Origin of the sequence: Streptomyces sp. NPDC059832, assembly GCF_042731715.1 — a bacterium.
GTDB lineage: Bacteria > Actinomycetota > Actinomycetes > Streptomycetales > Streptomycetaceae > Streptomyces.
In genome coordinates this window covers 53,633-76,522 of record NZ_JBHWIY010000037.1, presented here as the reverse complement: position 1 = coordinate 76,522, position 22,890 = coordinate 53,633, and the positions used below count along the sequence as shown (strand labels likewise).

The following is a 22,890-nucleotide window of genomic DNA, read 5'->3' as shown; positions in this document are numbered from 1 at the left end:
CATCGGGCACGAGATCAGCAGACACCCGGAAGATCCTGCCGACACAACACCCAACTGCCAAGCCAACACACCGATCTCATTATGAAACGATCAGTTACTCCATGGACGCCGCCTGGAAGTGGCTCTCGGTGGTGTCGAGGGAGGCGGTGGCGCAACTGCCCCGGCAATCTCCGACACTTCGTCAGTCCTCGGCATTCTGGAGCACATCCATGCCGCACCCTCACTTGCCCGGCCTGGAATCGCAGAAGTAGGCGTCCATCGCCCCGGGCCGGGAGGGGGAGCGGTGGTCAGTGGATTCCGGCCGCGGGTCAGGTTGTGTGGATCTGTTCGCGGGTGGCCTCGGTGCGGGTTGCGTGGCAGGACGGCGAGTACGCGGTTGATGGTGCCGACTGTGGCCCGGTGCGGGGCGTGGGGAAATACCGTCGAACTGCCCTCAGTCTCGGTCTCGTTCTGGTTCTGGCTCTGTTTCCCGTTCTCGTTCTCGACAGCATCGGAGAGCTGAGACAGGACCACGGTGTCGAGGCAGTGCACGTTGTGAATCCATGACGGGATACCGAGCAGCACACGGTGGTGATCGGGTCGCGAAGTCATCCGATCGGCGTTCCAGCACCACACGTCCACAGCGGCACACTTCGAAGAGACTTTTTGCTCAGGGATGGTGAAGGGGCAGGCACGCGCGGGCCCCTGATGCGGTCGGGAGACCGGGAGCTGAATCCGTGGCTCCCTCCGCCTTCTTTCCAGGCGTGGGCCACTGGCCAGTACTTGTGTGCGTTCATGCCGGTTCACGGCAGCGGACACCGACAGCTGGGCGTTCGATTGTCGTAGGCGTCTGCTGAAATGCGGGCATGACCGTTTATGACGTCGCACGGCGACTTCCCGAGATCCCGGCCTTGCGTGACCGGTGCCGCTCCATGGCGATGGTGGAGGCGATCCTCGCGCCTGGTGGCCCGTACCGCCGTCACGGATTCGACGCCCACTGGTCCCCAGGGCGCGAACTGGGCTGGATGGACAACGGAGCAGGTGACGAGTACTCGGTCATCTTCTCGCCCGAGGGCGCGTACATCCGCGGGTTCGATCACGAGTCGCCCATGAGCCCGTACGCCGGTGACGGGAGTGTCTGGCCGGGAGTCGTGGACTCGGTGCCGGAGGTGTTCCGGTCCTGCGTCGGGGAGCCTGCCTTCGCCGCAGACGGGACTCCGCATGTGACGGCCTGCCTGTGGCGCGAGACCGGCGACGACAGGTGGCGTACGGGACAGATCGAGTACGACGGCGGAGGCGGCGACCCCGACGGAGCGTCGTACCTGTTCTCCTTCCTCGTGGACGGTGCGCCCGAGGAGTTCGCCAGCTGGGCCCGGAGTTACTACGAGACCCCGGTGGACCTCGATTCCGTACGTCACATCTATGCGATGCGACCGCTGACCCCAGAGGTCGTGGCGGCGCTCAACCCCGACGTGACGCCCGAACAACTGACGGCCGAGATCGCGGCCATCGGCTATCCGTAGACCGTCCCAGCCCTGCCCCGGCCGGACAACCAATGACCCACGGGTCAGAGGCCGGCCTGCTTCGGCTCGCCACAGCGCTCACCGAGCACCTCGGCCACGACATGCACGTGGACGACGAGGCCTCCGTCCCGTCTGGACGCTGGCCCGCGGCCGGACCGCTCCGCTGAAACCGGATGCAGCCCGCCGGCTTGCCAACCGACCAATCAACCACCTCACCGGGGCCGGCCCCCGGACCACCCATGGACCGGCGTACGGTTCACCGCCACCTGCGGCAGCCGTGAGTCCTCGAACTGACCGTCGTCGTACCCGAGACGGCTGCAGAAGTCAGCGCCGACACCGCCTTCGACCGCAGTCACCGCCGCGTCTCACAAGACACCGCCCCGACCGCCCGACCGCGCTCGGCCACGGCCGCTCCCGGCGCGCCCCTCTTCGGGCTTGTTGCTGCTGCCAGCCCAGCCGGGCCAACACGGCCCGCCAGCTCTTCGGCCGGCTCTTCAGCCCGCTTACGACGGCCGTGCCCCCGGACTTGGTGACGACGAACTCCTCGCCGGTCCGACGCACGACCAGTGCCCGTGCTCCGTCCGGCCCGCTCACAGCGGCCCGGACCAGCTCGGCATGATGATTCTCGTTGACAAGAGGGGAGTTGGCTCCGTAGGTTCGGCCCGATCGGATGTCCGAATTCCAGGATGCGTAGCGGGAAAACGGACCCGAGGGTCGAAAGAACAACCAAGGGAACCTGAGGGAAGGGCCCTGGATTTGAACTCGTCACTGATTCCACGGCGTCGGCCGGGGAGCGCCGACCTGGAAGTCTCCGCCCTGGGGCTGGGATGCATGGGAATGAGCCAGACTTACGGGGTTCCGGACGACGAAGAATCGATCGCAACGATCCAACGGGCACTCGAACGGGGCTGCTTCTTCTTCGACACTGCGGAGTCCTACGGTCCGTTCGCCAATGAAGAACTGCTGGGCCGTGCGCTCCGTGGCCGTCGCGACGAGGCGGTCATCGCGACGAAGTTCGGGTGGGAGTACGAGGGAACGCGGCGCGGAGAGCTGAACAGCAAGCCCGATCACATTCGCAAGGTGGTCGACGAGTGCCTTGGGCGGCTGGACACGGACCGGATCGACATCCTTTACCAGCACCGGGTGGACCTCGAAGTGCCGATCGAGGATGTGGCCGGCACGGTCGGTGAGCTCGTCCAGGAGGGAAAGGTACTTCACTTCGGTCTGTCGGAGGCCGGTGCGGGCACGATCGTCCGCGCCCATGAGGTCTGCCCGGTGGCGTTGCTCCAAACGGAATACTCGCTGTGGGAGCGGCACATCGAGCAGGAGATTCTGCCAGTGATCCGGGAGCGGGGAATCGGTCTCGTGGCCTACTCGCCTCTGGGGCGTGGATTCCTGACAGGCACCGCGCTACCGGCGGAAGAGTATCCGGAATCGGACTACCGACGCCACGACCCCCGATTCCAGGGTGACAACTTCACCGCCAATTCGACAGCCGCGTCGGTGGTGCACGAAGTGGCCGGGAAGCTGGCGGTGACGCCGGCCCAGATCGCCATTGCGTGGCTGCTCCACAAGGGCGAGGACATTGTCCCGATTCCCGGGACCAAGCGCAGGATCACGCTGGAGGAGAACCTTGAGGCCGTGGACGTGGTGCTCGATGCCGAGGATCTTCAGCGGTTGGACGGAGCGTTGCCGCCCGAGGCGGTGGCGGGTACCCGCTACCCAGAATCTGTGATGCATATGAACGGTCGCTGAATCGGTGAAAGGAAGAAGAGACGGGGCAGTGGAAGGGAGTTGTATCCTCGGCCCGGCGCTTCGTAGCCACTGTCCGGATTGATTCCCCCCGTCGAGGAACACGCGTTTGGGCCAGGGTAAAACCTCGTCCTGGGTCAGCATGTGGCCTCACTGCTGGCGGGGTTCATCGGCTACGGCGCCGGAACGGTGATGGCCGCCGCGGACTCCCTCGACGTGACACTGCACGGCCGCGGTGCCCACGGCTCCCGCCCCGAGGCATCGACGGAGAGAGGCCCTGAACTCACCTGGTTCAGCGCGGCCCCGGCACTGGTCAGTGAACCCGAGGCGACGCAGACCACGGTGGCGGCGTTCACCGAGGACTGCGGGGCGCAGCGGATCACGCCGATGCCGTAGGTCGACGCGAGCGAGGACGTGGGCGTGTTCGGGGAGGGCGATCGGCGTACCGACCGTGTGCTGGTTCTGGGGAGGCCTGGAACCCGAAGCCGTCCTCACCGCCCCCACGGAGAACCGCATCGACTCGTTGCCGAGCAACCACTCCCCATTCTTCGCTCCGCTTGCCGACCCACCCTGAGCATGGGCGTGCAAGCTTTGGTCGTCGCGGCTCTGACCTGACTTCACTCCACCTGACCCGGTGAGGACGGTGAAGGAGGCGGGGAGAAAGCGGCGCCCGTTGCCCTGGAGAGCGAGGGAGTAGGTGCCGGTGCCCGGCGACGCCTACCACCGGGAGGTCGAGCGCAGTGAGTGAGCCTTGGCGAACCGCAGTTTCTGGCCAGGCTCGACTCTGGCACGGCGGAGGGGGTGGGGGGACACCGGGAGACGATCCCGGACGAAGGAGAAGCGCGATGGGTGTGGAGACACGAGGTACAGGCGGCGGTGCGGGACGTGCAGGTGTGCGGGCTGCGGTGCTGGGCGCGGTGGCAGGGGCGGCATTGCTTCCGGCGGGTGCCGCTCACGCGAACGTGATCGGGATCGGAAACGCGGTGTTCGGCAACACTTGTGTCAATCAGGTCGGTGCTCGGGCCATGGGCACCACGGTGGCCGGGAGCGGGCGGACCCGCAGGCGGTGCAGTCACGGCACCTGAACTGGCACGCCGCTCTGCAGTCCATTGCCTGCGGAGACTTCGCGGACGCGCGCCGTCGGGCGGACAATGCACTGGCGCGTACGGATGTCGGCATGCGGGCCGCGACGAACTGGCGCCTGCTTCTGGTCGGACAGTCCCCGGCCGGCCGCAGCGATCCGGACCAGCTCCGGGAACTGCCTGCCGCACCGGGCGGAATGGCGGAGGCCTTCCACACCTTCAACCTCGCCCTGGCCCTGGCCGTGGAGACCGCCACCGACGACCTGCACATCCTGGCCCGCCGGGCCGCCACCGACGAACGTCCCGAGTTCCGTGAGGTCCTGGCCCCGTGGTGCAAGCCCTCGCGGAGATCACCGCAGGCCGCCCCCGCGCCGCGGTGGACCTGCTGAGCGGCCTGGGCGAGAAGACGGAACAGACCGGCGGGGTGCGGGTGGAGCGCGAGATCATCCAGGACACCCTCGCCCGCGCCCTCATCGACGCCGGTCAGCACGTCCGCGCGGCCGGCCTGCTGCACCACCGCACCACCACCCGCCGCCACCACACCTACGAGGATCTCCTCCTGACCGTACGGGCTCCGGCCACCGAGGCCGGCCCCCGCTGACCCGCTGACCCGACTCGCACTCTCATTACGAAACGACTCGGAGACGAGTGACCTTGGCGCTGCCGTACCTGCGTAACCTGCGTCACGGCCCAGGTCGGCGACCACCAATTCCCCGCTCTGTCCGCACAGGTCAACGACCTCGTCCCAGCCGACGAGGAAGCACCCAAGAGTGAAGGGGAGGAGGCGGAGGGGCGGAGGACGAAGGGTTGGAAGGCGAAGAGCCCGAATGGACTCACCGACCCCGCCGCCTGCGGGCACACCGGCCTCGATATCGCCTCCGCGCGCGGAAACGCCCCGGCCCTGGTCACTCTGCTGCTGCGTGGCGATGTGCCCGGGTGACCGCCGCACGAGCGGCGGCGGTCACCGCCTCGGCCGGGCCCCGCTGATCAGACCCTCGCGTCGACCAGGCCCGCGCCCAGTACGCCCGGTTTCTGCTGCGACGCTGTCAGCCCGCGAACCGGGCCATCCACGCCTCGACCTCGTCCGCCGACCTCGGCAGGCCCGCCGACAGGTTCTCGTGACCGCTCTCGGTGACGACCAGGTCGTCCTCGATCCGGACGCCGATGCCGCGCCACTCCTCGGGCACGGTGAGGTCGTCCGGCTGGAAGTACAGGCCAGGCTCCACGGTGAGCACCATGCCCGGCTCCAGCACGCCGCCGACGTACTCCTCGTTCCTGGCCTGCGCGCAGTCGTGGACGTCCAGACCGAGCATATGGCCGGTGCCCGCCATGGTGAAGCGGCGCTGGAGGCCGAGCTCGTACGCACGGTCGGCCGGGCCCTCGATGAAGCCCCACTCGACCAGCCGGGCTGCCAGATGACGCTGGGAAGCCTCGTGGAAGTCCCGGTACGCGGCACCCGGTTTGACCGCTGCCATACCGGCTTCCTGGGCCTCGTACACCGCGTCGTAGACCTTGCGCTGCAGGGGCGTGAAGATGCCGCTGATCGGAAGCGTGCGCGTGACATCAGCGGTGTAGAGAGTGTGCGTCTCCACGCCGGCGTCGAGCAGGAGCAGGTCGCCGGGGCGCACCGGGCCGTCGTTGTCGGTCCAGTGCATGATCGTGGCGTGCTCGCCCGCGGCGCAGATCGAGCCGTAGCCGACGGCATTGCCCTCAAGGCGTGCGCGGCGGAAGAACGTGCCCTCGATCCACCGCTCGGACGACGCGATCGCTGTGGAGAGCTCACTGATCACATCGGTGAAGCCGCGCACCGTGGAGTCCACGGCCTTGCGGAGCTCGGCGATCTCCCAGTCGTCCTTGACGAGGCGGAGATCGCTGAGCGCCTCTTCGAGTTCCGCGTCACGCTCCTCCTCGGTGGTGACGGCGGCCTCCAGGGACGGGTCGAGACCGCGGACGATCCGGGTCGGCGCGCCGGAGGCGGCGGTCAGGTCATCGGCCGCCGTACGGACGTCCCGGCAGGGCAGACCGAGCACGAGCTCCGACTCGGCGAGGGAGCGGCGCCGGCCCATCCACAGCTCCGCCGTGGGACCGGTCCAGAACACGTTGTTGTCCCGGCTGTCCCGCGGCAGCTGGTAGCAGTAGGCGTCATGGCCGCCGTCCGTGCGGGGTTCGAGGACGAGAGCGCCGTCCCGGGCCTGGTCCCCGGTCATGTGTACGTAGCCCGAGTACGGCCGGAACGGGTAGGTGTCGTCGTTGGAACGGACCTTGAGATTTCCCGAGGGGATGACAAGACGTTCGCCGGGGAAACGCGCGGAGAGCGCGGCGCGGCGGCGGTCTGCGTACGGGGCCTGCTCGCCGGGCCGCAGGTCGTGCCGCTCGGTGTCCGCCCACCCCGTCCGCATCAAAGCGGACAGTTCCTCGGAGATCCCTGAGTAGAGACCGTTCTTGCGGCCTTTCGCCACGGCGTACACCTTCTTCCGGGTGGGTTTCTCAGCGGCGAGGGACGGAGTGAGCCGTACGGACGGCCTTGCTCCCGGTGCGGCTCGGGACCCTCGCTGCCGCCGTTCGTCGGCGGCTCCCGGACGGTACCCCGCACCGCGCGCGCCCGGTGCCCAGGAGTGCCACTGGCACGGATCGGCCACAGCCCTGAACGGAATCGTCGACAATGAGACATATGACGAACGTGAAACTCGGCGAGGCTCTCCGGCTTCTGGGAATCGATCACGCGGCGAGCCGGGTCTATCTGGCACTGCTCGAACTGGCGCCCGCTCCGCTGAGTGCGATCGAGGCAGCGTCCGGTCTGGACGGTGCGGAACTGGCCGAGGCGTACGGTGCGCTGGTCGATGCCGGTCTGGCCAGTGCCGCCGAGGAGGGCGGGGACGTGGTGGCCCCGGTTCCGCCCGCCGCGGGCCTGGAGATCCTCGCCCGGCACCGGGCGGCCGAGGTCGAGGAGTCGCGCATCGCGGTCGGGGGCGCGTTCGAGTCGTTCCGGCGGCAGCGGCTGGCCGCGTACAACGACAATCTTGTCGAGGTCGTCACCGGCGAGGCCATCGGCCCCAGGATTCGTCACGCTTGGGCGAGCGCCCGGGATCAGATCCGGCAGTTCGAGTCACCGCCGTACTTCCCGTTGTCCGGAGCCACGGACGACGCGCTGGCCACGCTTGCCCGCGGTGTGACGCAGCGTGTCGTGTACTCGAGGGAGTCACTGGAGCATCCGGGCCATCTGAAGGAGGTCATCGAACCGTGCATCAAGGCCGGCGAGCAGGTCAGGGTACTGCCGTCGGTACCGGTCAAACTCGTGATCATCGACGAGGCGTACGCGCTCGTGTCGTTGTCGATCAAAGAGGCCGACGTACACAACACCATGCTGGTCGTGCAGCCGTGCGGCCTGCTCTCCGCTCTCGTGGCGCTGTTCGAGCAGTCCTGGCAGAATGCCCTGCCGTTCCACGGCCGCACCACGCGGCCGGGTGGTCTGCCACCCGCCGACCGTCGACTGCTGTGGCTCCTCGCGGGCGGCGCGAGCGACGATGTCATCGCCCGCGAGCTGGGCATCAGCCGCCGCACACTGTTCCGCCGCCTGCAGATCCTGATGGCCCAGCTGGGCGCCGCGAACCGCTTCCAGATGGCCTTGCAGGCGCAGCGCTCCGGATGGTTGTGACCGGCACGCTGCCAGGCGAAACGGACGCGAGCGGCTCGCTCGCTCATTCGGGCGGGCGCTGTCGAGGGCTCGGTCGATTCGGGATACGAAGGGCACTCCCTCCAGCCTGCCGCAGTACCCTCGTTGGAACCAAGACAAGCTGAGCCGTGCAGTCCGGGTAGCCGAAGTCCGATTCAGATTCCGGCCGTTCACCGTCTGGGACGGGGAGAACAGCTATCAGATCGATCCTGTGTGCTCAGCAAGCGGGGAGGGCGCATGGGGCTGGTTCTTTTCCCGGGCGACGGCGACATCAGCAGCCCGGATGTCTCCTGGTCGTGCAGCGGTTTTTGCCGCGTTCCGACGGTGCCTTGCCCAGGCCGAGGGGCTCGTCCTCTCCGAGATGTGGGGCTTCGGCGGCGGACGCCCGTGGAACGAGGTGTCCACCCCACTGGAACCGTTCCTCGATCACCCGGATGACGGTGGTGACGACCTCTCGCCTGCCGAGTGCGCGGTGATTCTGCTTCGGCTGGAGACGATCACCGACCAGTGGACACGGGAGGGCAACGATGTGCTCCTCCAGCAGCACATCGAGGACGCCTGCCGGCTCGAGGGCGTCCTACGGCTCTGCATCGAGAAGGACGCCCCGCTGCTCTTCCTCTGAACCCCGCCGACTACGGGACCCCACTCACGGGGCAGCCCTTGATGTCCTGTGTTTGGATCACGCCGGGCTCGCGTGCCCTGGCGCCGTGCCGTGCCGTGCCGTGCCGCGCAGAGTTGTCGTCGGTCGCCATGACTTCGCGCCACTGCTTCCTCCGCGCAGCCGACGCCGGGACCACAGGTGTGCGACGACCTCCTGGTCCCCGGGGAGCAGCACACGGATGGGCACCGGCATCGAGTGGAGGACGCTGTCAGGCCTCCCACGGTACGGCCGCGATCTCCGCGGCAGGGTTTCGGCGCCGGTGCGCGGCTCGCGGTCGGCAGTGTCGGGGTCCTGGGCGCACAGCTACCGCAACCGTGTGCCGATCTGCGCGCGCATCCCCCGCAGTTCGTCTTCCGGTCACTGGACCCCAAGTCCGTCAGCGCATCTGCGATCCTCTGACTGGCGTCGCGCACGGTGCCCCCTCCAGGAGTACTCGGTGGGTCCGCGGCTCGGCGCCCCGGGCTGTACGGATCACTGGCGCATCGCCAGGAGCGGGACTTGAGGGGGGAGTCGATGACTGACGGGGTGCGAAGAGGCGCGGACGGCGACGGTACGGCGGAATTGCGGGAACGGGCGGCCGAGGCCATCCGTGCCGCAGTCCGGCTGGCGGAGGGGGAGCGTTGGTCCGACGATGCGCAGCTGGGCTCCTTGATCGATCGACTCCACTCCGTGGAAAGAGAGTTGATCCGGCACGAGGAGGATTTTTCTCTGGTCTTCGTGCACTTGGGCCTCCTGCTCGGTGTGCGCTGCAACATGCGGCGCGACGGCAAGGCGCTCGACCCCGACGAGCGGGCGGAAGCGCTACGGCGTCTGCGCTGGGTGGACCGCCACGGGCCCCTCGCCGACCCGCTCGCGTTGCCGGCCCGCATGATGCTGCTCTTCCTGCTCGTGCCCTGGGCCCTGCCCCGGGCCGACGGCACCCGTACCGCGCTCCAGAACGCGCTGCTCGACGTGGCCGACGAGGAGGTCCTCACGGAGGCGCTGCGTTGCGACCTCACCGAGGCCAGGGAGGTGATCGACCGCATCGCCGAGGCCCCCTGCGACGAGGCCTTCCGGCGGCAGACCGAGAGCAACCGGCAGGTCATCGAGCAGATGCTTGCCGTCGGGTCCGTCGGGTCCGTCGGGTCCGTCGGGTCCGTAGGGTCTGCCGGGCCTGGCGGGTCCGTCGGGCCTGGCGGGTCCGTCGGGTCCGAAGAGATGAAGGCCCGTGGCACGGGCCACTCGGCACAGAGTGAACTCCTGGAAGCCGTACGAGGTCTGGTGGCTCTGGCCGAGTCGTACAGCACGGCGCGGTTCACCCGCGTACTCGTATGGCTGGACGTCGCTTCCCCCTCCGCGCCGGACAGCGGCCCCCAGTCGGACAACCCGACGCTCGACCCGGAGGTCGATCGGCTGCTGCGTCAGGCGGCCGTCGGCCGCGCGGCGGGCGCCGACGGTGTCCGCCGGGCCGCCGACCTGGCGCTGGCGAGCCTGCGCGCGTTGCCGCCGGACACGCCGCAGCGAGCCCGGGTGGCGAGGTTGCATGCCTACCTGCTGATCGCGTGGGAGATTCTGACCGACGAGCCGGCCGACTACACCGACGTGGAAAGGCCTACGCCCGAACCGGACGGTGACAGCGCGGACCGCTTGGCCGACTGGCCGATCGGTACGACCGTGGATCCCGGCCTCCTTCCGTATCTCAAAAGCTATATACGGGACTTCGTCGCCCATACCGGCATCCGCGAGCGGCGTTCGGCGGCCTGGCGGGACCGGCTGCTGGCCTACCGGACCGGCGACCCCGGCTATCTGGACGACGCCGCCGCGCTGCTCAGGGAGGCGATCGGCGCGAGCCCCGTCGGCTCCTGGTGGGCCGTGGTGCTCCAGGCGGACCTGGTCGAGATCCTGAAGCAGGCCGCCGAGCACGGAGGCAATTTCCACGACGCCGACATGGCCCTGGCCACCCTGCGCGAACTGCTCGCCGCACTGGAGCGTGACGGCTCGGTGCCGCTCGACGCGCCGTTCGCCCTCGACCTCGCGCTCACCGCCGCCAGTTGTGAGCTGAGCTACGCCCAACGCACCGGCGACCACGGCGAACTGCCGCGCCTGAGCGCCGAACTGCGCGGCCGGCACGCGGCCCTGCCCCCGGACAGCGAATGGCGCGGAAGGCTGGAAAGTCGGGTGGCCGAACTGGACGCACTCCTGCTACCCGCCCGACAGGACCGGATGACGCCCGCAGGCGTCCTCGACCCCACCCGGCCCGAGGCGGCCGCACCGGACATCCTGGATCGCGCGCTCTCCGAGATCCGCCGCGACCTCGATGATCCACACGTCTACCACGAGCAGGAGTACGACCGACGGGCCGCCCTCGGCCTGCGGATGCTCTTCGACGTGATGCGAGGCGATACGTCGCTGGAACTGCTGGACGAGGCCATCACCGAGATGACCCGCGCCCGCGTGCTGATCGCGGAGGGGCGTGGCCAGGCACACCGCGTGGACGTCCTGACGAAGCTGGCCGAGGCCCACCTCATGCGCGCCGCGCGCGGCGGCCCGCACCGCGCCGCCGACCAGCGGGCAGGTATCGAGGCTTTCCGCGAGGCGCTGGGCGAGCTGGCCGCCGACGTCCTCCTCCAGGTCGGCGCCGACCACGGTCTGTCGGCGGCACTCAACGGGGCCACGCTGTCGCGACGGCTTGCGTTCATCGCCTTCCATATCAACCGGCCCGCAGAAGCGGTGGCCGACCTGGAGCGGGGCCGTGCGCTGGTGCTGCAGTCGGCCGCCGCCACCCGTGGCATCCCGGCGCTGCTCGCCGCCGCAGGCCATCCCGGACTCGCCCAGCAGTGGCGGGCCCAGGTGCCCGCGCGCCCGCGTCGCTCCACCACGGCGGAAGCCTCCGGCGCCCGCGAGCCGCAGGCTCCCGACGGCACCCCGCCGATCCCCAGCGGCCTGCGACGCAAGGCACTCGCCGCTCTCGGAGTACGCCGGGGAGCCATGGAGGGTTCGGGTACCCAGCGGCTCCTCGGCGCCACCAGCCCGGCGGAACTGTCCGCGGGCCTCGCCGCGACGGGCACCGACGCGTTGGTGTACCTGGTGCCCGGAGCGTCGGTGTCCAAAGGCACGTTCCCGGGCCGTGCGCTGATCCTGCGCCCCGGTGTGGCCCCCGAAGCGATCGTCCTGCCGGAACTGCTCCGCCACGGCAGCCCACCGCTCACCCGGTACCTCGACGCGGCGGCGGAACGCTCCCGCGCCCTGACCGATCCGGACCTCGCCCCGTCCGCACTCGCCGCCGGCGAGAGGCGCTGGCAGGAAGCACTGGGCACGCTGTGCGACTGGGCCTGGCAGGCCGTGATGGGGCCGGTGCTCGCCGTCGTACGACCGATGCTCGCGGCCCAGTGGCCCCTGCCCCGGCCGCCGCGGATCGTCCTGGTGCCGTGCGACACGCTCGGCGTCGTCCCGTGGCACGCCGCGCGCATCCGGGGCCTCGGCGAGCACGGTCATCGGTACGCCTGTCAGGAGGCGGTCCTCAGTTACGCCCCTTCCGGCGCCCAGTTCCTGGCAGCGGCTGCCCGGCGGCGGATGCCCCTCGCCACCGGACCGCAGGTGCTCGTCGCCGATCCGGAAATCACTCTGCCGTGGGCCGAGTTGGAGGCGGCGGCGCTGCGTGCCACCTGCTACACCGAGGCGCTCCGCTACGGCGAGTTCTTCACCGCCGACGGGGAACGGGACGCCGCCGGCACACCGGAGGACCTGCTCGCCGTGTTGCCCGGCGGCACCAACCCGGCGGCGATGGTCCACCTGTCGTGCCACGCAGTCGCCGCGCCCCGGCCCACCGACTCGGAACTCCGGCTCGCGGTCCCGCCCGGTGCCGGAGCCGACGCCGGGAGGCTCACCGTGGCGGACATCCTCGACGCCTCTACCGACCGAGGCCCCGGCACGGCGGGGCCGCTGGTCGTCCTCAGCGCCTGCGAGACCGACCTGAGCGCGGGCCACCACGACGAGGCACTGACCCTCGCCACCGCACTGGTCACGGGCGGGGCCGCCGATGTCGTGGGATCACGCTGGGCGGTACGCGACGGCCCGACCTCGGTGGTCATGGCGGTCTTCCACCACTACCTCACTGCCCGGGGCATGGCCCCGCCCGACGCGTTGCGCGCCGCCCAGTTGTGGATGCTCGACCCGCGCCGCGAACCCCCGCCCACCCTCGACGGCCCACTCCGAGCCCAAGCCGCCCGGCCCGACCTCCACCACCTGCACCACTGGGCGGCGTTCACGCACCAAGGGAATCCGGCGGCGAAAGCTCCGAGGCGGCCGACGGTGCACTGGAGCCAGTGACAACAGCTGTGCATTCCGCGCTGCCGGTGACAGGCAGCGCGGCCGGCCTGGTGACAACTACCGTGCCTTGCCCACCGAAGCCGCAGGTCAGTGGCCGATGGTGACAACTGTCGTGGAGGCCCGGACCGCCTTCGCAGGGGCCCGGGATCGTTGTGGAATCCGGTGCGCACGCGCGTCTTTGGTCCGCTCCATCAGACCTTCGCCTCTCGGCACGCCAACGCCTCCTGCGCCACCGTTCGCCGTTGGCCGCGTGTGGTCGGGTCCGTCCCGTGGAGGCGAAGGCTCCGGGGACGTCGGCGTCGGTCGTGCGCGGGCAGGAAGCAGTCGGCCCACGGCTGGTCAGCGCAGTGTCCCGAACGCTGAGCAGGCGAGGCTGGGTGAGCGAGCTATCGATCGAGATGGCAGGCATCGTATGCCGCCTGGACGAATTCACGGACACGGTGGGTGGCTTCAGCCACATGGGCCCCCATCGGACCGGTGGGGCGTCGGTGAAGGGCAGGTAGACGACATCGGGACGGGGATAGAGCCGGGCAACACTGTCGCCGACCGGGAAGACCCCACGACCGAAGGCGATCAGAGTGAGGGTCTCGGTGAAGCTGGCGGCGCGGGGGCCACGGGGAACCGGCGCGCCCGACGGCGTGACCGTCGGGTTCCGGTCGGTGCGGAAGGCCTCGGGCATGTCGGCGGGCACCAGGATCACCGGATGGACGGCCAGTTCCTCCACCGACACCGCCTGACGGTCGGCCAGCGGGTGCTCGGCCGCGACTGCAAGCAGCCGCGGCCGAGCAGCAGGACCGGCCCGGCCAATACGTCAGGCCGGGCGGCAATGAGGATGTCGGTGATCAGGACGTCGATGTCGCCGCTCCTCGGACGGGTGACGGCGTCGTGCCCCCTGCGTCTCATGGATGTGGACCTCGCAGTCGTGATGCCGCTTGGCGGACAGGGCGACCGACTTCAGCAGCAGTTGCCCGGCGACGCCGCTGAGAAACCCCACGCTCAGGTCACCGGTGATGCCCCGTCCGGCGTCGATCGCCCGGCGCACGGCGTCGTTCATCCCGGCGACCAGGGGAGTCAGGTCGTCGGCCAGTTGCCTGCCGATCGGCGTCAGGTGTACCTGGCGGCTGGTGCGCTCGAACAGCGGCGCGCCAAGCATGCGTTCAAGCTTCTTGATGGTCTGGCTCACCCGCCCGGTGGTGATTCCCACCCGTTCGGCGGTGCGCCCGAAATGCAATTCCTCGGCAAGCGCAAGGAACATCTCGACCTCATGCCGTTCCAGCACAGCCCTGGACCCCTTGAGTTCAGCCAAACGATCGTAGCGTGATCGTGCGTTGGTGCCTTTATCTCCGGGCGCCATCGTTGAGCACACCTCACCCCGGGGAACCGGCAAGAACCCGAGGGGAGAGGGGCTGTGACCACCCGATTCGGTGAGGAGATTCCGATGACCGCTGCGCGCAAGGCCGTAGCCGGACTGTTCGTGTCGCCGGGCGGTGTGGTGGAAGCGCCGGAAGCCTGGCACTTCCCGTACATGAACGACGAGATGGGTGCCGCGGTCGGCCAGATGCACGCCGAGGCCGACACGATGGTGATGGGACGGGTGACCTACGAGGCGTTCGCCGGAGTCTGGCCACAACGGACCGGCCCGATGGCCGATGCGATCAACGGCATCCGCAAACTGGTCGCCTCCACCACCCTGCAGGAACCCGGCTGGAACAACGCCACCGTGATCGACGGCGATGTCATCGCCGCGGTCAAGGACCTCAAGCAGCAGCCGGGCCGGAACATCAACCTCTCCGGCAGCATCGGCCTGACCCGCGCCCTGCTGGAGGCCGGACAGCTGGACGAGCTGCGGCTGCTGGTCCACCCCATAGTGCTGGGCGCCGGACAGAGGCTGTTTCCCGACGGCACCCGCCAGGTGCCCTTCGCCCTCGTTCGCTCGGCCACCTTTTCCACCGGCGTGCTGGACCTGACCTACCAGCCCGGCTGACCCGCCCACTTCGAACGAACGGAGACACCCATGAACAAGACCGAGACCGAGATCCTTGAGGTCCCCGGAGCACAACTGCACTACGAAGTCCGCGGAACGGGGCCACTGCTGCTCATGATCCCGGGTGCGCCGGCCGATGCCGGGGCGCCGGCCGGGCTCGCCGACGGTCTCTCCGACCGCTGCACCGTCGTCACCTATGACCAGCGCGGTCTGTCCCGCAGCCCCTTGACCGGCCCCGCCGGGGACCGGACAGTCGCGGCCTTCAGTCAGGATGCGCATCGCCTGATCGCCGCCCTGACCGACGAGCCCGCCTACGTGCTCGGCACCAGCGGTGGCGCGTTGACCGGCCTCGACCTGGCGACCCGCCACCCCGCGCAGATTCGCGCCCTGATCGCGCACGAACCGCCGATCCCCGAGCTCCTGCCCGACGCCGCACACTGGTGTAGAACGTTTCACGAGGTGCACAACACCTACCGGAACCAGGGGCCGGAGGCGGCGATGCAGAGATTCGTAGCCACCATCGACGGTGATGCCGACGCTCCTCTGCCGGAGATGCCGGACTTCTCTCAGATGTCACCCGAGGCGCTGGAGATGATGGGCCGCATCCAGGGCAACCTCGACTACTTCTTCGACCACGTGCTGCTGCCCGTGCTGCGTTTCGAACCCGACATTGCCGCGCCGCGTGCCGGCCCCGTGCGGATTGCTGTCGGCATCGGAGCTGCTTCGCCCGTGGGCGTTCCCCTCAACTCCGCCTTCGTGCTCGCCGAACGCCTGGACACCAAGACGATCGAGTTCTCCGGTGACCACCAGGGTTTGGCCATCGACGCCGTCACCAGCGCGGATATCGTCCACGCCGTCCTCGCCCGACAACCCCGCCACGAGCTGAATGGGACCCCTGAGCACGACCGCCCCGGCCAAGGGACACCCCGCCGGCTGCTTCTCCTCGATCGAGAAGAAACCCTCCTGCCGCGCGGCGGAGAATTGCGGTCTTTGGGAACTCCAACTGGGCAGCCAGCGTCCCTAGTGATCATGAGAGAACGCGTTGAAGCACTGAGCGGTACCGGCGTGGCCCTGGCCGGTGGATTCGTAGGGCTGCTGGGATGGGCCGCGGATGCCGAACTCCGGGCGCGCGCCGGATTCGAACCAGGGCCGGACTGGAGCGTGCTGTACGCGGAGCTTCCGCTGACCGTTCTCGTCGGAGTGGTAGCCGCTCTGTCAGCGTGGTTGTTGCCCCGGCGATGGATGATCGGGCCGTCCGTTGCCGGATACGCCGGCCGTGCCGCGCTCGTCGCCGTAGTGCTGGCCGGATTCTGGCTGGCCGTCCAGGGCTGGTACGCAGGACTGCCCGAGTCGGTGCCGGACCGCAAGCCCTAGCGGCTTTTGGTCACGGTCTCACCCAGCGGTCCGTGAACGAAGAAGCGCACTTCCTTACGTTCACCCATGCGGAAGTACCCGTGGGCAGGGCAGGCAGCTTCGATTCCTGTCTTCGGTGTGTGGACCAGAGCGACGTTGTCCGGGTGACAGTCATCGTCGTCTCCGCCACCCAGCAGTTCGGGGTGAGGTGGGACGAGGTTCCACGCGCCTGGAGGACGCTCGCCCTTCGGAGGTTCGATCCGGAGATTCCCTCGCTGATCAGAGGCCTGCCAGAGGCTTCCAACCGGTATGAGCAACCCGTCTCTGTCCGTACCGCGGACAGGGTTGCTCAGGAGGCGCGAACCGCGAACGAGTCGCCTTCACTTCGAAGGCCAGGTCACCCAGATCCAAACGGATCGAGTGAGGGCGGCTCAGAACCCGTCACGAGATTAGGAACCGAGTCCGACGGTCGGCCGCAGTAGGTCGACCCCGGCATGCCGCTCTTCAGTGACGACACACCGCCGCCTCAACCAGAAGGGCGGGTCGTCCGGGCCCACAGGGGCGGTGCGGACGGCGAAGACGGGATATCGCTGAGGCGAGCTCAAAAGGGGCCATGGGAGGCGAGGGGGTGCACAACGCTCAACCGCGATACCAGCGAGTGCCGCGCCGAGCACACCGCCCATTGGCCACCGCGCCGACGCCTCCGCTCACGGGGCGCTGGAGCCCCCGGCGCACAGTGCGTGGTCGATCAGGACGCTTGCCGCATTCTCCTGGTCCAGTATGTGCTCCGGGGTGTCGCCGCGTGCCTCGGACATGGAGACCACGGCACTACGCCTGCCGTCGTCGGTGACGCCGTTGAGGGTGATGAAGCCTCCGTCCCCGCCTTCGTGGCCCCAGTAGGTTCCTCCGCATGCCAGGGGGCGTTCGACCAGGCCGAGTCCGTATCGGCCGCCGGGCCACAGCTGTTGGACCTCCGCGCTTACGGGAACGGTCTGCTTCATCTCGACCAGCTGCCGCGTCGGTAGCAGGCGGCCCGCGAGCAGCGCGCGCAGGAAGCGGTTCTCGTCCCGCGTGGTCGTGACCCACGAAAGGTTCTCGTGGTCCATCGGTACCTGGTCGGTGACGTTCACCACGGAGGCGGGGCCGAAGAGCTGGTAGGCCTGGGCGTGCGGCCGGGGCAGGGTGGGCGAGGTGCCCGTCCACCGGGTCTGGTCGAGGCCGAGAGGGAGCAGGATGCGGTCTTCGATCTCCTGGTGGGCGGGTTGACCGGTGGCCTTCTGGATGATCATGTCGAGCAGGACGTAGCCGGTGTTGGAGTACGCCCAGCCTTTGCCGGGAGGGAAGTCCGGCGCGTGGGCCATGGCGCGGGTGACCAGCTGCTCGGGGCCGTAGACGTCGTGGCGCTGCTGGTAGTACTCCTCCGGCGTGGTGTATCCGGGCAGGTCGTCGTGGATGCCGCTGGTGTGCTGCAGCAGTTGGCGGATGGTGATCCGGCTGCCGTCGTTGCCTTTGCCCTGCACCACTCCCGGCAGCCAGTGGTCGACCGTGTCGTTCAGGGACAGCCTGCCCTTGGCCTCCAGTTGGAGGACCACGGTGGCGACCAGCGTCTTGGACGTGCTGGCCATGCGGAAGTAGCCGTCGGAAGGGACCGGGCGGCCGGTGTCCAGGTCGGCGGTGCCGCTGGTGGCCACCGACTGTCGACCGTCAGGCGCGATCATGCGGGCCTGCACACCGCTGATGCCGAGGGCGTGGATCGCCTCGGTGTCCTGGCGTAACCGCTCCACAGGGGAGGGACCGGCGGGCTGGTCGACAGTGACGGTCACCCCAACGGCGAGCAGCGTGGCGACACCGAGTGCCATGACGAGGCGCCTACGCAGAGTCGAAGTCATGGCCGAACGCTAGTTTCGCCCTCGACGGGCCGCGATCCTGTACACCCGAGGATCGGCATGGGGGATATCCCCCCAGTGCGTGCCATCACCGGTCCGGCATCGACCTGCCGGGTGCGGTGCAGGCCGCCGTCACAGACGTGCTGAAGACCCGGCCTTCGGACTGGCGGGAGATGCTCACCGGGCGCCGCTCGGGTGCGGGCTGGGCACCTGCGCCCGCACCCGGCCGAGGCTGAGACCGTCATCGGTCACGTCGGCCACCGGTTCGAGGCTGCGCCGCTCCGACAGGGCAGGCCGGAACGGCGCCCCGGGTGCCGGGTGCCGGGCAGGATTCCGGAGTCAGGACCGGCGGCATCCTTGCCCTGAGAGCCACAGAGAGCCTTCGGACCAGCCGGCTTGGCAGTAGTACTTGTCGTTGTTGCGACGGTCGACGACGGTGAAGTCGGAGACCGGGCCCCACTGGCCGCTGTTGCAGTCTCGTGCGAAAAGGTTGGGCAGGTCCGGATCAACTTCGCTGCACTGGAAGACTTCTCCCGCCCGTGCCGCAGAGCTGCCGGACGGGGGAGTGGTGCGCGGCGCGGCGGTGGTTGCGGCCACGGGTGCGGCTGAGGTCAGGAAGGCCGCGAGCGCACCGGCCGCCAAGGCCAGGGTCCGCAGTCCAGTGCGACAGGATTTCCCTGCTGTGTTCACTTCGATCTCCTTCTCCTGCTGACGAGGCTGGACGGGGTCGTGTGCCGGACGGCCTTCGCCCTGCGGCGTGCGAGGCTCCACCGCACTCGGGTGTTCCAGCAGTCCGGATTGTCCAGTCACAGTCCTCATCGGACGCCTTGCACCTGCGGGTTGAGCCAAACCACCCCGCAGGCAGGCACATGACGTGCTCGACGGAGTGCAGACGGTGGTACCTGCCCGACTCCCTACGTCGGTCCGAGCCCCTGTCAGCCGCCCTGAGCAGTTCACCGCTACTCGTACTGAGGCAAGATGCCGACCGGTACCTCCATGACAAGTAGCCCCAGCTCCAGCGCCCGCCTCACCCCGCCACGCCAGCCCGTGGCCTGGTCCGAGCCACGGTAGAAGGCCGCGGCGGCACCGCCCGCCGCGGCGTCTTCGACCTCTACCTCATCACCTTCTGCGTAGTCCTGATTCAGGAACGATGGGTGGATCGTGGACGGATGCACTGCAGATCTCTTTGATGGATGTCTCCTAGGGCATCCGTGACCTGAATTCTTATGTCAAGCACGACAAGCCGTTCGAGAGCCTTTGCCCCTAGAGCGAGTAGTTCCATCCCCTCGCGGTTGGCGTTCGTCATCGGTATGGCCGCACCAGTACCGAGGTGAAGGAGAAAGAAGTCGTGGTCCCAGTCGAGCCCAAGTGCTTTTAGCGAGTCGACCGTGTCGTGCCAGGGCATCCAGCCAGAAGGAATGGATGCGCTACTCGTATACGGCTCGGATGCCCGGATCCGGTAGGCGACGGAGTGCACCACGGATCGTCCGCCGCCAGCATTGATCAGCGAAATCGTTCGAAGTGAGTCCGTCAGTTCGTGACTGCGTCCCGCGAACCCGGACCAACTCAATACCGGCTGCATGGTCTGCGAGAGTTGGGATCGGGTCACGATGATCCCGGTCAACAGAGCGACTATGGCCGCGCATGTGGATGCATCGAGCACCGTGAGCCGCCACGGCCACTCTCCACGAATGTCACTGTCTAGATTGGCTTTGATGATCTCCCAGATCAGATTGACCAGAGCGAAGGAAAGCAGCAATTTAGGTAGTTGCAGTGTCTTTCTGCTGGTTGAAATTCGCCGCTGAATCCAACTCGACTCTTCCATTTACCCCCCATTTTTCGTTCTGACGCAGTTTGCACCTTGTATTGCTCGTAACATCCCCCTGCTTGCCAGCCTGGTTCTTTCTACGCCCAGATCGGCCACAGCGGGAGAGGGCAGTGATGTGTGTTGAGAATCTGACACGTCCGCGGGGCCGGGTGGAATCCCTGCTCGGACCGGAGGCCGGCTGGTGGACCAACCACGAGGCCGGGCACCCATCCGCCCACGATCACATCGGCGGTCCGGACGTGCCGGATCTCGACCCGCGAGCGGGAGTGCGCCCCGGGTTCGTACACGGACGCACGCCGCTTCCCAAGCACACTCTCAAGCCCCCGCGGCCCGGGTCATCTCCAGCGACCGCTCACCGTGCCCGACGACCGCTGCCGGCGTCGACCACCGGTCCCCGTCCAGTCCCAGGCCCTCCAGAGGGCAGGGCGCTCGGTGCACGGCAGGCCGATCAGGCTGTGGCCGTCCAGGAACACGGCATCGAAAAGGGAAGTGAACGGGTTCGTGGATTCTGAGCCTCGAACAGCGCGGAACCGGTACGTCGAGCATGTGGATGCAACGGATGCGGGCGGGTTCACCGCTCCTGCGCCCGGCCCTCAACGCGTTGGCGCGGTGAAGGCGTTGTAGCGCCCTCACACGCCGTGGCCGTAGCGGCACTTCAGCAGGGCTCAGGTCGGCGCACACCGCTGGTACCCGTCACGTACTCGTGGTGCGCGGTATTCGTGGAGCTGCCCTCGACAGGTTGTGGGTCTGGAGACCGGTGGCAGGGGCCTGGAAGCGGCTGCCCCGTCCTGCCGGAATTTGTCATGCCATGAAGTCCGCACCGGTTGACCGACCGGCTTCCTCGGGCCGCCGCTCCTGAGTACCTCGCCCGCCCTGGCGATCCATCTCGCGCCATTCCGGCCTGAACCCAGCCAGGTTCGTGGTGAGGAAGTACGCGGCCCCGCCGGCGAGCAGCACCGGTACGAGTCCGACCGAGGCCACCACCGCCCCGGCGATGAGTCCACCGAGAGGGATGCCTGCCCAAGCCAGCGAGTCACCAAGAGCGTTGACCCGGCCCAGCAGCTGGCGCGGTACGCGTTCGAAGAGCACGGCACCCAGCACCGGATTGACGAAGCCGGCACCGAAGCCACTGACGGCGAACACGGCCAGTACTGCCCACATCGGCGCATCGGAGGCGAGGATGAAGAACCTTGGAGCCCCGGCCAGAAGAAACCCGGTGAAGAACACCATCCTGCGCCGCAGCCGGTGAGCAGCCATCGCAGCGATCAGGCTCCCACCAACTGCAGCGGCTCCCATCACGCTGACCATCAGGCCGATCGCAGTCGGCCCATTGCTGGACTCTCGGGCCCAGACGGGCAGGAGCACCGCAGTGAATCCTGCGTCCAGCAGGTTGGTAATCCCGACCACGACGATGACGGTGAACAGCAACGGCTCGCCACGCAGGAAGGTGAAGCCCTCGCTGAATCGTCGCCAGTAGCCCAGCCCCGCGCCGGCTCGGCCGGGGGCTTCCTCGGCTGAATGACCCATGCCACGAGGCAGGGCCAGTCCGATGATCACGGATCCCAGGGCAAAGCAGGTTGCGTTGACGATCAGCCCTGTCAGGGGGCCGACCAGTGCCACCAGGGAACCACCCGCCGCCGGGCCGATGGTGGAAGCGAGCCGCTCGGTCACGCCGGTGAGACCAGTGGCCCGCTCCAACGGCACCCCACTGCGCTCGGCCGCCTCCGGAACCATGACCTCCTTGGCGAGATCGCCGGGGCCGCGGGCCGCGCCAATCAGCGCGACCAAGGCCAGCAGCAGCGGATAGGACAGCAGGTCCAAAGCATGCAACAAGGGAACTGCGGCGGCGGCAGCTGCGCTGGCCAGATCGGTGGTCCAAGAAATGGCCCGCGGGCCGATCCGGTCCACCAGTGGCCCAGTGAACGCCTTGACCGCCACATAAGGAGTCATCTCACAGAAGGCGACCAGCCCGGTCTGGGTGGCGCTGCCGGTTGTGACGAGCACGAACCAGGGCAGAGCAACGGCCGAGACACGAGTGCCGGTCAGCGATACGGCCATGGCGGCCAGTACCCCGCCCAGCGGTCGTAAGGAGCGTCGGCCGGGTATGCCCCCGGTGCCTGGAACATCCGCCGTCACGGTGTCCCCGTTCCTACTGCTTGCTGAGGGGCGTATGTAACCGCTGACACGCTGGGCGCATCCAGTTCAGGAAGAACGTGTGTGATCACACCGACCCGCTCGGCTTCGGCTGGGGCACTTACTGCTGCCTCAGGGGTATCCGGCCGATAGCGGCTGAGGACTTCCCCCAACTCCAGGCGGAGGGCAGCAGTCTCCTCAGGGGTGAGCCGCAGGGCCCAGTCGCTCAAGTCGAGGTTGTCCCGCCACCTGCGGGGCATCGTCTGAAGCTCGTTGAGTGTCTGCTGGATACGCAAGGTGTAGGTGGCGGCGACCGACTGCAGGTAGGCCAGTACTGCCTCGGGCTCCCGGTCGGCCAGATTCGTATCGCTGAACCAGATCCTTTGGTGCACCGAACGCCACCAGCGCTCCCGTGCGTTGCCACGTTCGGTGTCTTCCTCGACGAACCCCGCCGCGCCGAGCTGGCGGAGATGGTAGCTGGCCGTGCCGGAATTGACACCCAGTCGCTCCGCGAGGCGGGTAGCTGTCGACGGGCCGTGCTTTCGCAGCAGCCCGATCAGTTGAACTCGTACCGGATGTGCCAGGGCGCGGAGGCCCTTGGCGTCCAGAACAACCGCATCCGCTTCGAGGTGGAGGCCATTCCGGCCCTCGCTGGTATCTGTCATACCCACACGCTAGACCACAAACAGTTCTTCGCAAAGACTACTTCGCGAAGAACTCTTTGCGAT

18 protein-coding genes are annotated in these 22,890 nt (G+C 68.4%); 11 read left to right on the top strand and 7 right to left on the bottom strand.

Features of this window, described 5'->3' with window-relative positions:
* Nucleotides 1–845 precede the first annotated feature (845 nt).
* The 6 genes from ACFV8T_RS38515 (at nt 846) to ACFV8T_RS38490 (ending at nt 4,937) form a co-directional block, all read left to right on the top strand.
* Nucleotides 846–1,502, top strand: a complete 657-nt coding sequence (locus ACFV8T_RS38515) for a hypothetical protein (protein WP_385336601.1) — start codon at nt 846–848, stop codon at nt 1,500–1,502.
* Nucleotides 1,503–1,534: 32 nt separating this feature from the next.
* Nucleotides 1,535–1,669, top strand: coding sequence for a hypothetical protein (locus tag ACFV8T_RS38510; RefSeq protein WP_385336598.1), 135 nt, complete (start codon nt 1,535–1,537; stop codon nt 1,667–1,669).
* A 604-nt stretch (nt 1,670–2,273) separates the two neighbouring features.
* On the top strand, nt 2,274–3,257 hold the full coding sequence (locus tag ACFV8T_RS38505; protein ID WP_385336623.1) for an aldo/keto reductase: 984 nt from the start codon (nt 2,274–2,276) through the stop codon (nt 3,255–3,257).
* A gap of 141 nt (nt 3,258–3,398) precedes the next feature.
* A complete protein-coding gene (locus ACFV8T_RS38500; protein ID WP_385336595.1) occupies nt 3,399–3,650 on the top strand; it encodes a hypothetical protein in 252 nt (83 codons plus the stop codon).
* A 781-nt stretch (nt 3,651–4,431) separates the two neighbouring features.
* Complete coding sequence (locus ACFV8T_RS38495) at nt 4,432–4,725, top strand: hypothetical protein (RefSeq protein WP_385336592.1); 294 nt, start codon at nt 4,432–4,434, stop codon at nt 4,723–4,725.
* Nucleotides 4,713–4,937, top strand: a complete 225-nt coding sequence (locus tag ACFV8T_RS38490; protein WP_385336590.1) for a hypothetical protein — start codon at nt 4,713–4,715, stop codon at nt 4,935–4,937. The genes ACFV8T_RS38495 and ACFV8T_RS38490 overlap by 13 nt, the downstream gene beginning before the upstream one ends.
* A 445-nt stretch (nt 4,938–5,382) precedes the next feature.
* Here ACFV8T_RS38490 and ACFV8T_RS38485 read toward each other — a convergent pair whose 3' ends face one another.
* The gene (locus tag ACFV8T_RS38485) at nt 5,383–6,795 is read right to left on the bottom strand and encodes an aminopeptidase P family protein (RefSeq protein WP_385336587.1); all 1,413 of its coding nucleotides are present in this window, start codon (nt 6,793–6,795) and stop codon (nt 5,383–5,385) included.
* A gap of 212 nt (nt 6,796–7,007) precedes the next feature.
* Here ACFV8T_RS38485 and ACFV8T_RS38480 point away from each other — a divergent pair, with 212 nt between their 5' ends.
* The 3 genes from ACFV8T_RS38480 to ACFV8T_RS38470 all read left to right on the top strand — a co-directional run bounded on the left by ACFV8T_RS38480 (nt 7,008) and on the right by ACFV8T_RS38470 (nt 12,978).
* Nucleotides 7,008–7,991, top strand: coding sequence for a LuxR family transcriptional regulator (locus tag ACFV8T_RS38480; protein WP_385336584.1), 984 nt, complete (start codon nt 7,008–7,010; stop codon nt 7,989–7,991).
* A 301-nt stretch (nt 7,992–8,292) separates the two neighbouring features.
* Complete coding sequence (locus ACFV8T_RS38475; protein ID WP_385336582.1) at nt 8,293–8,631, top strand: hypothetical protein; 339 nt, start codon at nt 8,293–8,295, stop codon at nt 8,629–8,631.
* A 552-nt stretch (nt 8,632–9,183) separates the two neighbouring features.
* Entirely contained in the window at nt 9,184–12,978 is a 3,795-nt protein-coding gene (locus ACFV8T_RS38470; RefSeq protein ID WP_385336580.1) for a CHAT domain-containing protein, read from the top strand.
* Here the strand turns inward: ACFV8T_RS38470 and ACFV8T_RS38465 are convergent.
* Nucleotides 12,914–13,702 (bottom strand): hypothetical protein, encoded by a 789-nt coding sequence (locus tag ACFV8T_RS38465; protein WP_385336620.1) that lies wholly within the window; start codon nt 13,700–13,702, stop codon nt 12,914–12,916. The genes ACFV8T_RS38470 and ACFV8T_RS38465 overlap by 65 nt on opposite strands.
* Nucleotides 13,703–13,789: 87 nt before the next feature.
* Nucleotides 13,790–14,284, bottom strand: a complete 495-nt coding sequence (locus ACFV8T_RS38460; protein ID WP_385336577.1) for a LysR family transcriptional regulator — start codon at nt 14,282–14,284, stop codon at nt 13,790–13,792.
* A gap of 132 nt (nt 14,285–14,416) precedes the next feature.
* Here ACFV8T_RS38460 and ACFV8T_RS38455 point away from each other — a divergent pair, with 132 nt between their 5' ends.
* Nucleotides 14,417–14,962 (top strand): dihydrofolate reductase family protein, encoded by a 546-nt coding sequence (locus ACFV8T_RS38455; protein WP_385336575.1) that lies wholly within the window; start codon nt 14,417–14,419, stop codon nt 14,960–14,962.
* Nucleotides 14,963–14,992: 30 nt separating this feature from the next.
* Nucleotides 14,993–16,336 (top strand): alpha/beta fold hydrolase, encoded by a 1,344-nt coding sequence (locus tag ACFV8T_RS38450; RefSeq protein WP_385336572.1) that lies wholly within the window; start codon nt 14,993–14,995, stop codon nt 16,334–16,336.
* A 686-nt stretch (nt 16,337–17,022) separates the two neighbouring features.
* Here the strand turns inward: ACFV8T_RS38450 and ACFV8T_RS38445 are convergent.
* From ACFV8T_RS38445 to ACFV8T_RS38430, 4 genes are all read right to left on the bottom strand, one after another.
* Nucleotides 17,023–18,204 carry a serine hydrolase domain-containing protein gene (locus ACFV8T_RS38445; RefSeq protein WP_385336569.1) on the bottom strand — a complete coding sequence of 394 codons (1,182 nt, stop codon included), beginning with the start codon at nt 18,202–18,204 and terminating at the stop codon, nt 17,023–17,025.
* A gap of 1,138 nt (nt 18,205–19,342) precedes the next feature.
* Nucleotides 19,343–20,026: a hypothetical protein gene (locus ACFV8T_RS38440; protein ID WP_385336566.1), complete on the bottom strand. Its 684-nt coding sequence runs from the start codon at nt 20,024–20,026 to the stop codon at nt 19,343–19,345.
* Nucleotides 20,027–20,830: 804 nt separating this feature from the next.
* Nucleotides 20,831–22,165 carry an MFS transporter gene (locus tag ACFV8T_RS38435; protein WP_385336563.1) on the bottom strand — a complete coding sequence of 445 codons (1,335 nt, stop codon included), beginning with the start codon at nt 22,163–22,165 and terminating at the stop codon, nt 20,831–20,833.
* Nucleotides 22,162–22,827 carry an ArsR/SmtB family transcription factor gene (locus tag ACFV8T_RS38430; RefSeq protein WP_385336560.1) on the bottom strand — a complete coding sequence of 222 codons (666 nt, stop codon included), beginning with the start codon at nt 22,825–22,827 and terminating at the stop codon, nt 22,162–22,164. Before ACFV8T_RS38430 ends, ACFV8T_RS38435 begins: the two co-directional genes overlap by 4 nt.
* Nucleotides 22,828–22,890: the final 63 nt, after the last annotated feature.